The sequence below is a fragment of the Gordonia sp. UBA7860 genome, from assembly GCF_002500165.1.
GTDB lineage: Bacteria > Actinomycetota > Actinomycetes > Mycobacteriales > Mycobacteriaceae > Gordonia > Gordonia sputi.
Genome location: NZ_DLSO01000014.1, coordinates 37,234 through 49,681, shown reverse-complemented (window position 1 = coordinate 49,681; position 12,448 = coordinate 37,234). Strand labels below are relative to the sequence as shown.

Here is a 12,448-nt window from a genome sequence, read left to right as displayed (position 1 = left end):
TCGGTCGGCGTGATCTCGACAAGCTCGATCAGCGGGTAAAGCCCCGAGCAGCGGGTTGGGCTCGATCAGCGGGGTACGGCGTAGGCGCGGGCCAGGTCGAGTCGCTGCCACGACTGCGCGCCGGGTTTTTGGTCGTCGAGCGGATATCCGGCGGGATATGCGGTGCGTCGAAGTAGATCGGCGGCCTGGGTGCGGGTGAGTCGGGGATGTGCGCGCAGCACCAGGTCGACGGCTGTGGGCGGTACGACAAATGCTGCACTCGGCGAGCCGATGCGCGAGAGTCCGTAGGACATGCGCGCGTCGTAGTCGGCCAGTGCGCCGGGTGTGCTGCGATACGGAGTATCGCGCGCAATGCACGTCGAAAGTGCTGCACGGCAACGCCATTCGAGTTCTGCGCGAAGCTCCTGTCCGGCGGCGACGATCAGCGGCCGGAACCTGGGGTCGGCGTACCTGTCGGCGACGGCGGCGTCGGCAACCATCCGTCCCGCGATCACGTCGAGCGGATAGTGCACTCCCAGCACCACGCGGTTGTAGCCGGCCTCGCTACCGCGCGCAAGAAACTGTGGTGCGAGTTCGGGAATCATCAGTGCCAGGAGCCCGGTGCGGATCATTGCCGACGCGGTGTGTCCGGACGGGTACGACGAGCCGCTGGACTGCACGTCGCTCTTGGACCTGCCGGGCCGGTTATACACCGTGATGCGGTCGGGTTCGGCCACATACGGACGGTCGTTGTCAGAGAGGGCCTTCTCGATCGCCGTGGACGCAGCGATGCCTTGACCCCGGGCGAACAATGTGTCGAGCAGAGCTGAGACCTTGGGCAGTCGTTTGTCCGCAAGGGCCTGACGGAAATCTCTACCGAGGTTGGCGCCGAACGCATCCGACATTGTGTAGAGCTGGTTCTGCGACAAGCCGTCAATCGCGTAGCCGTCGTCAAGTGCCCGCTTCTGACGTGCCGGATCGTTCTTCGCCGACTGATTGATCGCTGCGGTCTTGTCCGAGTTCTCGGCGATCGTGTCGGGGTGGTTCTTGCGAATGTCGGTGAAGCTCGAGATCACGGGCCAATAGATGACGTCAGAGCCGTGGACGTCGGACTGGTACACCGTCGCGATCGCACCCGCGGGGAACGGCGTCGGGTTGGGTCGAGTCGGCGCTGCGACGGCCGTGGGTACCTGTGCGCCGAGGAGTGCGCAGGCGGTCAGAGCGGTGGCCGCGACGACGCGCCTGAGCGATCTGACGGGAATGTGGATCGATGACATCGAGTGTTTCCTCACTTGCCCAGATAGACGGTCTTGTCGGCGCCTGGGTAGGGCTTGCCTTCATCGGTGGTGCGGCACAACGCTTTTGTAGCACCCTGTGCGCTCGCAAGAGCCCATTCGGGTGTTGCTTTGAAAGTTCGGAGATCGTTGACGGCACGGCCCCCGTTGAACACAGCGTTGACCGAGACATCCGACAACGGGATGTGGTGACTGAGTTCGCCGCCGGCACTGAGGTTCTGCAGCACTCCGGCCGCGTAGGTCAGGCCAGGACCGCCGATGATGGGCAGACCCGCCACCTTTTCGAATACGCCGATCAGCTCGTCCTTGTTCTTCGGGACGAAGGCGTTGCTGAGGTACACCTTGTGTAGGTTGGCGCGGACGGTCTTGACGCTCGCCGCAAACGACGCCCGTTGCGATTTCGGTAGCGTCGACTCATGCGTCGCGCCGACGTAGGCGACGGCCTCGTCCAGGCTCAGGCCTGCCAGCGGGCGACAGTCGCCACTCGACGGACTCAACGACTTCGCGAAGGTGGTCAGCTCAGGACTGACGTTCACGGCGAAGGCGTCCTTGACCGTTTCCCGTCGGACCGGTGTGGTGCCGTCTCCGGCCGCCAGACAGGTGCTGTCTGCCTTGTCTCCAAGGGCTTTTCCGCCCTTCTCGGCCGCGGTCCCCGGCAGCGCGGCGACCGATTTGACGATCTTTCCCGCGATGGATCCGATGATGCTGCTGACGATCGGCACACCGACGGCACCCGAGACGGCCTTCGACGCCACCTCGCCGAGGATGGTCGCGATGTTGTCGAGGACGATCGCGTCGTTGGCCTCGATCCCCACGAGAACGGTCTCGACTGCGTCGTTGAGCGTGATCGAGGACAGCCGGTAGCCGTCGCGATAGGTGCCGTTCTTGATCGACAACACCTGTTGAACCAGCGCATTGGCACCGTGGGTGGCCTGCACACCTTGACCGGGGCTCACTTCCGACCCGCGCTGAGTGACCACCAGGGTGCTGACGGTGCTGTTGTGCAGTTGCGTGGAGAATCGACCGGCGGCGCTGTCGATCGACGGCGCGGCGCCGGGTGCTCGGGCGTCGAGCGACTTGGCAACGATCGGTACGAGTTCACCGAGCGTTAGTGTGCTACCCGACCTGCATTCGGTGGGGAACGGCGCCGACGGCTGCCCGAGGGGCGCCGCATGCGCGGACGTCGCACCGACGGTAACCGTGGCCGCCACGGCACACGCCGTCAGTCCCGCAGCGAGGGCGAGTGTGCGTCGTGGAGCCACGGCGGAGTGGTCAGAATGCATGGGAGTCCAATCATTGCGAGAAAATCGGGGCCGTTCAGTGGGTGCCGTCGGATAATAAGGACGTCAAAAAGCTCAGGCGCGCAATAGTTTCGGCTGTCCGGCGCGCGTGTACCAGCTGAAGGCGGGGTGCACCGACGACGCCGGGTTCATCACGTCTTTGACGTAGAACCAGTTCATTTGCGCGCGTGACTTGTTGATCTCCATCACTCCGAAACCGTGTGTGGTGAGCTCGACGTCCTTGATCCAGGGGTTCGCGGTTTTGATGGCTTCCTGGGCGACGTCGAGGGCCGTCGCAACCGGAGCAGCGAGTGCCCTGTTGATGGCGATGCTGTCGTAGCCGCTGGCCGCGGTGATGCTGGGCGGGGTGAATTCGCACGCGACCACGCGCCCGCTCGCATCCTTGCCGTAGTGGGGCGCGCTGAGGGGGATCTCGCTGGCCCACGAGCTGTGGATGTCGCCGGTGACCAGCACGACGCTCTTCTTGCCCGCCTTGTCGATCGCGTGCAGCAGTGCGCGGCGTTCGGCCTGATATCCGTCCCACTGGTCGTTGTTGATCGTGATTCCGTCGGCGGGCAGGCCGATCTGCTTGTGGAGCCAGTCGGCGACTCGCGGGTCGGTGGTCTCGGGAATCACCAGCGGAACCATCATCACCTCGTTGCCGATCACCTGCCAGCTCGCTGACGACGTGGTGATCGAGGTCTCGAGCCACGTGTATTGCGTCTTGCCGGTGAGGCTCTGGTTGGGATCGTCGACCTTGAGGTAGGACTGCTTGTCGCGGTAGGAGCGTAGGTCCGGGATGATCAGCTCGGCGAGCTGGCCGAAGCGGAACCGACGGTAGAGGTGTTCGCCGTTGTCAATCGAATTGGGGCGCACCGGCATCCACTCGAAGTACGCCTTGTCCGACGCACGTTTGCGAGCGCTCCAGCTGCCCTGGGTGAGAGTCTTGTGGTTCTCTGCGCCGTCCCGATAGGAGTTGTCGGCCGATTCGTGGTCATCCCAGATGCAGATGAACGGGTGAGTGGCATGCGCGCGGGCGAGATCGGGATCCTGGCGGTACTTGCCCTGCCGGATGCGGTAGTCGTCGACGGTGACGGTCGCGTGGACCGGCGCGGTGGCGCGGACTGTCTCGTTGTACGCGCCGGGATATCCGCCGGTCTCGTATTCGTAGGTGTAGTCGCCGAGGTGTAGCACGAAGTCGAGGTCATCCCGTTGCGCCATGGCACGGTAGGAGATGAAGTGGCCTGCTTCGTAATTCGCGCACGAACACACCGCGAACCGCAGCTTGTCGATATCGGCCGACAGCGCCGGAGCGGTCTTGGTGCGCCCCGTCGGTGACACGGTGCCCGCCAGTGGGCCGTCGGCGATGGTGAAGCGATAGAAGTACCGCGTCGACGGTGACAGGCCCGCGGCGTCGACCTTGACGGTGTGGTCGCGATCAACGGAGGTGGAGAAGATGCCCGACGACACGATGCGCGTGAATCCGGGGTCAACGGACACCTGCCACCGGACGTTGGTCGGTTGGCCGAATCCCGATCCGGGTGTTGCCCGCGGCTCAGGAGTCACCCGGGTCCACAGGATGACCCGATCAGGCAGCGGATCGCCGGAGGCCACCGAGTGAAGGAAGGCCTGATGACGCGGTGCGGCAACCGCTTCGGATACACCGGCTGCGAGCGCGGCTGCCGTGCCGGCTGCGGCTGAGGCGGTCTGCATGAATCGCCGGCGCGACATCGGCGGGACGGGCGAGGTGTCCGAATCGGGCAGACTGTGAGGTTCGTGGGTCACGAAGAGTTAGCGAAGCCCTCCTCGGTGTCCAACAGGCGAACGGCAGGCTAATAGATCCTCGTGAGACGCGTATGTGAATGCCCACTCAGTTTGTCCTGCAGCGAGTTGCCGGACGGGCGCGCGACTATGTGGTTGTGACCACACGGTCGCGTGGCCGTGCCGCCGCTCGCTGACCTCGGTGTGCCGTACTTGCCTCGACGACGAGTCGCTGGAGATGGTGCGTACGTCGACGGCCCGCACGGCTTGGCCACGCCGAGGCGCAGAGATGTTGCCGCAGTTCGAGTTTCGGCGGGTGGGGTGATCTCGACAAGCTCGATCAGCGGCGTGGGGCTCGACCGGCGGGTGGGGTGATCTCGACAAGCTCGATCAGCGGGTCGGGCTCGACCGGCGGGTGGGGTGATCTCGACAAGCTCGATCAGCGGGTTGCGCTCGATCAGCGGTTGGGGCTCGATCAGCGGCGCGGACTCGATCAGTGGCGCGGGCTCGGTCGGCGGGCGATCTCGCTCAGGCCTCGCCGCGCTCCCACTGCTCGATCAGGCCCGCTTGCGATTCCTCGGTGAGCAACCCGTAGAGCTTGAACCGTGCCATGCCGCCGTCGGGGAAGATGTCCATGCGCGCTTCGGTCATCGGCCGGTCGAGATCGATGACGAAGCGGTGGCGGGTGTCGGGCTGAAGTTCGGTGCGCGGCAACACGTCGAACCATTCGCCGTTCTCGCCGTCTCTGCCGCGAACCGTCGCTGCTCCCGGCGCATTGCCGATGAAGTAGCTGGTGTCGAGTTCGACGAGACTCACCCTGCCCTGCCCGGCGAGGCGCACCTGCACCCAGTCGTTGCCCGAGTCGCGACGGCGGCTGGTCTCCCAACCCTCGCCCATGTGCCGCGCGCGACCGGGCATCAGGAGGTTGTTCGGCGAGCTGTAGAACATGTTCGAGCATGCGGTGATCAATCCGCCGTTCTCGAGCGCGGCGAGGTCGAAGTGCCCGTAGCGGAAGAAGTGCGGGTTCGGCACGCCCCGGCCGTGGACGCGGAAACGTGCGACACCGCCATCGGGGTGCATGGTGAGCCGGACGTGCGTGAACCGGTCCTTCGCGTCGACCTTGAACGGATTGCGTGTGTCGCCGTCGACCTGGGTCTTCTCGACGATCGTCGTCCACTCGGCGTCGTCGACGAGCTGTTGTGCCGATACGACGCCTTCGACCGCGGTCGCCTCGACCGAGATCTCGGGCGGATAGTTGCCCTTGAACCACGACGTGTCGACGACGACGCCGTAGATCACTCCGGGCGCGCCGAGGCGAATGATCGCCTGGTCGACTCCGTCGCGGCGTCGGCGTCGCGTCTCCCAGCCGTCGTAGACCTGGCCCTTGTGCCCGAACGTCGCGGGGCGGTACTCGGCCGGACCGGTCTTAATCAGGTTCTGGACCTCCGCGAACAGATCGTCGTTGGTCCACACGACCGCGCCGCCGAGATCGCGCAATGCGAGGTCGGGCATCGAGGTGAAGTGGGGGCGGCTACCTGACGGTGGTGGAGGCTGAGGAGTCACGAATGTCCATGGTAGTGGGCTGTTTGCGTACCGCAGAACTCGAGCGCATACTTGCGCTCGACATTTGCTTGCAACATGCAACTACTTGCAATAGGCAACATCTGTCGGCTTTGTCCGTTAGGTAGTAAAAGGCGGTGACCGTGCTCAAACCGGAGTCGATCGACCAGCTCTTCGATTCACTCAGCCGATATCTGCGTGTTCGCGATCGCGCGGTCCACACCACGTTCCGCACGAAGGACGGAGAGTTCGAGACCGCAGCGTTTCGCGGGCTGTTCCACCTCGACCGTGCACCCATGCGGTCAAGTGAACTCGCCGCAGCGCTCAACGCCGATCCGTCCACTGTGTCGCGACACGTCGCGCAACTCGTCGACCTCGACCTCGTGCGTCGCGAAGCCGACCCGGACGACGGACGCGCGACGCTCCTCGTGATCACCGACGCAGGACGTCGACGTGTCGAGGGCATGCGAGCGATGCGTCGTGAAGCATTCGAGTCCGCAATGACGGACTGGACCCAAGACGAACTGTCGACGCTGGTGGTGCTGTTCGACCGCTTCGTCGACGCCGCGGAGCAGCTCATCGTGCCCGCGGGCGAACATTCCGGGAAAGGAACGAGATGACAGACAAGACGCAGGTGTCCACCGCGTCGGACGACGTTGCGGGCGCCGGTCTGACCCACCGGCAGATCCTCACGATCCTGGCAGGCCTGATGCTGGGAATGTTCCTCGCTGCGCTCGACCAGACCATCGTGTCGACGGCGATCCGCACCATCGCCGACGACCTGCACGGCTACGACATGCAGGCCTGGGTGACCACCGCCTACCTCGTGACGTCGACCATCGTCACGCCGCTCTACGGCAAGCTCTCCGACCTCTACGGCCGCAAACCCTTTTTCCTGCTTGCCATTTCGATCTTCGTCGTCGGATCGCTGCTGTGCTCGCTCGCGACGTCGATGTACGAGCTCGCGGCGTTCCGCGCTCTGCAGGGGCTCGGTGCCGGTGGTCTGTTCACCCTGGCGCTGACGACGATCGGCGACATCGTCCCACCGCGTGAGCGCGCGAAATACCAGGGCTACTTCCTCGCGGTCTTCGGCACGTCGAGTGTGCTCGGTCCGGTACTCGGTGGCTTCTTCGCCGGTCAGTCGACGATCCTCTGGGTGTCGGGGTGGCGCTGGGTCTTTCTGGTGAATGTGCCGATCGGGATCATCGCGCTGATCGTCGTCGCGAAGGTGCTGAACTACGACCAACAAAAGGGTCGCGGTGGCCGTACCGACTACTGGGGTGCTTTCGCGCTCGCCGTCGGTATCGCGCCGTTGCTGATCGTGGCCGAGCAGGGCCGCGAATGGGGCTGGTTCTCGGGTTGGGCATGGCTCTGTTACGGCGTCGGAGCCTTCGGCATCGCGCTGTTCGTCTGGATCGAACACAAGATGGGCGACGACGCGCTGATCCCGTTGCGCGTCTTCAAGAATCGGGTGTTCGCGCAGGGCATCGTGATCTCGATGGTCGTCGGTGCGGTGATGTTCGGCGGGATCTCGATGCTGCCCCAATACTTCCAGGTGCTGCGCGGCTCGAGCCCGATGGTCGCGGGCCTGCAGATGCTGCCGATGGTCCTCGGTTTGATGATGGGCTCGATCGCGTCGGGTCAGATGATCTCGCGCACAGGCAGATACAAAGTGTTCACGATCGTGGGCGCGGTGCTCATCACCGTTGCCACGTTCCTGCTGCACCTGGTGAGCACGTCGACGCCGGTGTGGACCGTCATGCTCATGGCGTTCCTGCTCGGCTTCGGACTCGGCAACCTGATGCAGCCGATCACGCTCGCGATGCAGAACATCTTGCCGCCCAAGGACATGGGTCTTTCGACCGGCACCGCAACCTTCTTCCGCCAGATCGGCGCGACTCTCGGTGTGGCCGTGTTCTTCTCGCTGCTGTTCAGCATGATGGGACCGAACATCAAGGACGAGATGGTCGCTGCGGCGCAGACTCCCGAGTACCGCGCCGCCGTCGTGCGGGCCGCGGGCAGTGATGATCCGCAGGTCAGTGAGTTCGCGAAGGGTCTGATCGCGGCGTCGCAGAATCCCGGGGGAGCGTCGGGGTCGTCGGACGCGGTGATGAGCGATACGTCGATCATCGAGAAGTTGCCCGCCGAACTGGGCGATCCGATCAAGGAGGGCTTCGCGAACTCGATGGACACGGTGTTCCTGACGGTGTCGATCGTCTCGCTACTGGCGATCATCGGCACGGTGACGTGGAAGGAGCTCCCGCTTCGCCGCGGGCAGCCGACCGCCGAACCTGCCGCTGCCGAGTAGGGCGGAAGGGTAGACCCAAAAAAGTCCACCTCATCCGTGTCGGTTCACCTTCGGCAGTGCCGAAGGTGACGTGCAACAGATGAGGTGGACTTTTCAGTGTGTGGCGGCAGAGCGTCGAATCAGTGCCCCGGGAAGCGCTCGACGGCGGCCTGGGCCACCTTCTCCGCCTCGTCCTTGCCGACCCAACCGCCCGGTGTGACCGACTTGCCGGGCTCGAGATCCTTGTAGTGCTCGAAGAAGTGCGAGATCGCGTTCAGCTCGAACTCCGACACGTCGCCGACGTCCTGGATGTGATCCCAGCGCACGTCCTTGGCGGGTACGCACAGCAGCTTGTCGTCGCCACCTGCCTCGTCGGTCATCGTGTACATCGCGACCACGCGTGCCTTGACCACGACGCCCGGGTACACCGACTCGGGCAGCAGGACCAGCGCGTCGAGCGGGTCGCCGTCTTCGCCGAGTGTGTTGTCGATGTAGCCGTAGTCGGCGGGGTAGCCGAATGCGGTGTAGAGATAGCGGTCGAGGAAGACCTTTCCGCTCTCGTGGTCGACCTCGTACTTGTTGCGACTTCCCTTGGGGATCTCGATGGTCATATCGAATTCCACGGTTCCTCCTTGATCGTGGCGCCTCGGGCGGGATCGGTGCGCCGTCGGCGGGTGTCGACAGCCACGGTCCGGCTGTGCGAATCGCCTCAACGATACTGTGGGGCGTCGGAAGAGATGGGTCGAGACCGGAGGTCGAGTGGGCGCGAGGAATCAGGACGGTCGGTTGGGCGGTCGACGTCGCGCGGTTGTGTGGACCCTGGTGTCGGTGGTCGTGCTGGCGTTGATCGCCTCGAGTGTGCTGTTCGTGGCGTTGCGGATGAACAAGTCCGACGACCTGCCCGCGGGTGTGCCGCCACGGCCGGCGCCGATCGCCGCGACACCTGCGATCAACGCTGTGTCGGCCACGGCCCCACAGCCGACGGCAGACGGCGTCACAAAACAGATCGCCGCAGCGGCCCGCGCGCCCCAGCTCGGCGAGTTCACCGGCCAGGTCAGCGACTCGCTGACCGGCGCGATCCTGTGGTCCAAGACTCCGAGCACCCCACGAGTGCCGGCATCGAACACCAAGATCCTGACCGCTGCTGCCGCGCTGCTCGGACTGCCGCACGATGCGCGCCTGACGACGACCGTCGTGGTGGGTACCGACGGTCAGGTGATCATCAAGGGGGCGGGCGATCCGACGCTGTCGGCCCAGTCGAAGCGGTCGCAGACGTTCTACACCGATCCGGGTCGGATCAGCGATCTTGCCGAGCAAGTCCGTAAGTCGGGGGTCTCGGTCACGTCCGTGGCCGTCGACACCAGCGCGTACACCGGTCCGACAATGGACAGCAGTTGGAGCCGCGACGACATCAAGGGCGGCGACATCGCTCCGATCGAGGCGCTGATGACCGACGGCGCGCGCACGGATCGACTCAACGAATACTCGCCGCGCGTCGACAACCCGGCGATCACCGCGGGAGAGCAACTTGCCGAGGCGCTCGACGTCGACGCCCCGGTTACGAATGTCACCGCTCCCGCCGGTGCGCGGACCATCGCGACTGTCCGCTCGGCTCCACTGGTCACCAGGGTCAACGACATGCTCCGCTACTCCGACAATGTGCTCGCCGAAGCGCTCGGCGTCGAACTGTCCGTCGCACGCGGCGGGCCCGCGACACTCGCGGGCGGTACGTCGGCGGTCAAGCAGACGCTCGCCGACAACAAGTTCGACGTCTCGAACGTGACGCTGCGCGATACGTCGGGGCTGTCGTACCGCAACCTGGTACCCGCCGCGCTCCTCGACAAGCTGATGGCAGCGGCGAGCGGACCCACCGGCAGCGACCAGACGATCGACTCCAAGATCCGCCCGATGCTCGACGGACTGCCGGTTGCCGGCGGCACCGGAACACTCGCCGACCGATTCACCGTCGGCGAGAACCCCGGCGCAGGTTGGGTGCGTGCGAAGACCGGAACATTGACCGGCGTCAGTTCGTTGACCGGCATAGTTCAGACGGTCGACGGTCGGGTGCTGTCGTTCGCGTTGATCTCGGGAGGCACCTCTCCCGCGGACGCGCGGCCGGCCCTCGACAACGTCGCGGGCAAGTTGAGGGAGTGCGGGTGCCGATGACCGAGCCGACCGACGACGTGGGAAGTGGTCTCGACAAGCTCGACCAGCGGGCGGAGGCCGACCAGCGGGGTGAGCTCGACCAGCGGGGTGAGCTCGACCAGCGGGCGGAGGCCGACCAGCGGGATGAGCGCGGCGAGTCGATCGGCGCGCGCATCGATTGGTCGCTTGCCGCGACGGTCGGAAAACGGCTGGTGCGCCCTGGACCGAAGGTCACCGAGTACACGCTCGACGCCGCGCAGGCCGAACTGGCCGACGCCGCGGTGCGCGCGGAGGGGCCGGTGCGCGAGGTCACCGGACTCGCCGACGGGCTGCGCGTTCCGAGTGCGCTCGTGGTCGATCGGCGCGGTTGGGTCGACGCCGCGTCGCAATCGATGCGATCGATGCTCGACGGTGACGGCGACGAGTCCGGTGGCGGACTGTCGGGGAAGGTCGGCGGCCTGCAGGCAGGTGGTCTCCTCGCGTTTCTCGCCGGCGCCATCCTCGGGCAGTACGACCCGTTCACGCCGAGTGGCTCGGATTCGAGCGGGCCCCAGAATCCCGGCGTGCTCATGCTGGTGACGCCGAACATCATTGCGGTGGAGCGCAGTCTGCGCGTCGTGCCGTCGGATTTCCGTCTGTGGGTGTGTCTGCACGAGGTGACCCACCGCGTGCAGTTCTCCGCAAACCCCTGGCTGCGTCAGTACATGCTCGACAACATCGCAGTACTGACCTCCGATGCGGGCGAATCGGTGACAGATGTTGTTGCACGGATCAATTCGGCTGTACGAGGTGGTGCCAAGCGGGAAAAGGGCGTCATCGGTGTGATGCAGATGTTGCAGACGCCCGAGCAATACGAGGCGTTCACGCGCATGATGATGCTCGGCACCCTCCTCGAGGGGCATGCCGACCACGTGATGGATGCCGTTGGCCCAGCGCAGGTTCCGACCGTCGAGCAGATCCGCGCATCGTTCGACAAACGACGCACAGCACCGCGAAATCCCGTGCAGCGCATCATCAGAGCGTTGATCGGTATGGATGCCAAACTGGCGCAATACATTCGGGGTAAGGCCTTCGTCGACGAGGTCGTCGGGACCGTCGGTATGGAGCGTTTCAACACCATCTGGACCAATGCGGAGACGCTGCCCCGACCGGACGAGATCGACGAGCCGTCGCGATGGATTGCACGCGTGCTGTGACCCGCGCGGTCGCAGATTTCGCGACCGCTCACCTGCCCGGGCGCACTGAGGTGTGCGTCGGGTTGTCCGGCGGGCCGGACTCGTTGGCGCTCACCGCCGGAGCGCTCCGCGCGGGGCTGACGGTTCGCGCGCTCATCGTCGACCATGCACTACAGCCCGGCTCGGATGCGGTTGCGGCCAATGCGGCGCGGACTGCAACGGGACTTGGTGCGTCTGCGGAGATCCTGCGGGTGAGCGTCGGCACAGCCGGTGGCATGGAGGCCGCTGCGCGTGAAGCCCGGTACGCGGCACTCGACGCCGCTCGCGACGGAATGCCCGTGCTGCTGGCCCACACCATGGACGACCAGGCCGAGACGGTATTGCTCGGCCTCGGGAGGGGGTCGGGCGCGCGATCGCTCGCGGGTATGCGTGCGTGGCGTGAGCCGTGGGGTCGGCCGCTGCTGGGTGTTCGTCGTTCGCAGACCGTCGGCGCATGCACCGAGCTGGCGTTGCCCGCGCACGCCGACCCCCACAACCGCGACCCGCGATTCACACGCGTTCGGTTGCGAGCCGAGGTGATCCCGTTGCTCGACGACGTCCTGCACGGCGGGGTCGTCGAGGCGCTGGCGCGCACCGCCACTGCGCTGCAGGCCGACGTCGATGCTCTCGACGACGTTGCGGATGAGATCTACTCGACGTCGTCGCGGATCGGCGAGCACGCCGAACTCGACGTCGCGTCGGTCGCCGACCTTCCCGACGCGGTGCGGACCAGGGTCGTGCGGCGCTGGCTGCGGGAGGTCGGTGCGACAGAACCCACGACGCGGGTGATCGAGGCCGTCGATGAGCTACTCCGGGGCGTTCGGCCTGGCCAGGTGGCGATCGGCGGAACGCCAGATCACCGGCTGGCGGTCGAACGGACAGCCGATGGGATGAGGGTGACGCGTCTTCCGCGATGACCCGGCCAGC

General features: G+C 65.6%; 10 protein-coding genes. 5 read left to right on the top strand and 5 right to left on the bottom strand.

Annotated elements, in window-relative coordinates:
• Nucleotides 1-65: 65 nt before the first annotated feature.
• The 4 genes from B3T59_RS02130 to alc all read right to left on the bottom strand — a co-directional run bounded on the left by B3T59_RS02130 (nucleotide 66) and on the right by alc (nucleotide 5,827).
• Nucleotides 66-1,256, bottom strand: coding sequence for a phosphatase PAP2 family protein (locus B3T59_RS02130; protein WP_082965628.1), 1,191 nt, complete (start codon nucleotides 1,254-1,256; stop codon nucleotides 66-68).
• Nucleotides 1,257-1,267: 11 nt separating this feature from the next.
• Nucleotides 1,268-2,557, bottom strand: a complete 1,290-nt coding sequence (locus B3T59_RS02125; RefSeq protein WP_064906678.1) for a hypothetical protein — start codon at nucleotides 2,555-2,557, stop codon at nucleotides 1,268-1,270.
• Between the two features lie 72 nt (nucleotides 2,558-2,629).
• Nucleotides 2,630-4,267 carry an alkaline phosphatase D family protein gene (locus B3T59_RS02120; RefSeq protein WP_005207560.1) on the bottom strand — a complete coding sequence of 546 codons (1,638 nt, stop codon included), beginning with the start codon at nucleotides 4,265-4,267 and terminating at the stop codon, nucleotides 2,630-2,632.
• Between the two features lie 576 nt (nucleotides 4,268-4,843).
• Complete coding sequence (gene alc / locus B3T59_RS02115) at nucleotides 4,844-5,827, bottom strand: allantoicase (protein ID WP_005207559.1); 984 nt, start codon at nucleotides 5,825-5,827, stop codon at nucleotides 4,844-4,846.
• Nucleotides 5,828-6,012: 185 nt separating this feature from the next.
• On the opposite strand from alc, the gene B3T59_RS02110 reads away from it, so the two are divergent.
• Both B3T59_RS02110 and B3T59_RS02105 read left to right on the top strand, forming a co-directional pair.
• The gene (locus B3T59_RS02110) at nucleotides 6,013-6,495 is read left to right on the top strand and encodes a MarR family winged helix-turn-helix transcriptional regulator (protein WP_005207558.1); all 483 of its coding nucleotides are present in this window, start codon (nucleotides 6,013-6,015) and stop codon (nucleotides 6,493-6,495) included.
• Nucleotides 6,492-8,183, top strand: a complete 1,692-nt coding sequence (locus B3T59_RS02105; RefSeq protein ID WP_005207557.1) for an MDR family MFS transporter — start codon at nucleotides 6,492-6,494, stop codon at nucleotides 8,181-8,183. Before B3T59_RS02110 ends, B3T59_RS02105 begins: the two co-directional genes overlap by 4 nt.
• A 119-nt stretch (nucleotides 8,184-8,302) precedes the next feature.
• On the opposite strand, the gene B3T59_RS02100 is transcribed toward B3T59_RS02105, so the two are convergent.
• On the bottom strand, nucleotides 8,303-8,785 hold the full coding sequence (locus B3T59_RS02100; RefSeq protein ID WP_287001382.1) for an inorganic diphosphatase: 483 nt from the start codon (nucleotides 8,783-8,785) through the stop codon (nucleotides 8,303-8,305).
• A 136-nt stretch (nucleotides 8,786-8,921) separates the two neighbouring features.
• Between B3T59_RS02100 and dacB the strand changes: the two genes are divergently transcribed.
• The 3 genes from dacB to tilS are packed head-to-tail and all read left to right on the top strand — an operon-like array spanning nucleotide 8,922 to nucleotide 12,438.
• Nucleotides 8,922-10,328: a D-alanyl-D-alanine carboxypeptidase/D-alanyl-D-alanine endopeptidase gene (dacB, locus tag B3T59_RS02095; protein WP_287001381.1), complete on the top strand. Its 1,407-nt coding sequence runs from the start codon at nucleotides 8,922-8,924 to the stop codon at nucleotides 10,326-10,328.
• Entirely contained in the window at nucleotides 10,325-11,503 is a 1,179-nt protein-coding gene (locus tag B3T59_RS02090; RefSeq protein ID WP_005207554.1) for a zinc-dependent metalloprotease, read from the top strand. Before dacB ends, B3T59_RS02090 begins: the two co-directional genes overlap by 4 nt.
• A complete protein-coding gene (gene tilS, locus B3T59_RS02085) occupies nucleotides 11,482-12,438 on the top strand; it encodes a tRNA lysidine(34) synthetase TilS (RefSeq protein WP_005207553.1) in 957 nt (318 codons plus the stop codon). The genes B3T59_RS02090 and tilS overlap by 22 nt, the downstream gene beginning before the upstream one ends.
• The last annotated feature ends 10 nt before the right edge of the window (nucleotides 12,439-12,448 follow it).

Excerpts from the sequence above, each read along its gene's own strand:
- B3T59_RS02130 (WP_082965628.1), bottom strand. The coding sequence starts at position 1,256 with ATGTCATCGATCCACATTCCCGTCAGATCGCTCAGGCGCGTCGTCGCG.
- B3T59_RS02125 (WP_064906678.1), bottom strand. The coding sequence starts at position 2,557 with ATGCATTCTGACCACTCCGCCGTGGCTCCACGACGCACACTCGCCCTC.
- B3T59_RS02120 (WP_005207560.1), bottom strand. The coding sequence starts at position 4,267 with ATGCAGACCGCCTCAGCCGCAGCCGGCACGGCAGCCGCGCTCGCAGCC.
- alc (WP_005207559.1), bottom strand. The coding sequence starts at position 5,827 with ATGCCCGACCTCGCATTGCGCGATCTCGGCGGCGCGGTCGTGTGGACC.
- B3T59_RS02105 (WP_005207557.1), top strand. The coding sequence starts at position 6,492 with ATGACAGACAAGACGCAGGTGTCCACCGCGTCGGACGACGTTGCGGGC.
- B3T59_RS02090 (WP_005207554.1), top strand. The coding sequence starts at position 10,325 with ATGACCGAGCCGACCGACGACGTGGGAAGTGGTCTCGACAAGCTCGAC.
- tilS (WP_005207553.1), top strand. The coding sequence starts at position 11,482 with ATGGATTGCACGCGTGCTGTGACCCGCGCGGTCGCAGATTTCGCGACC.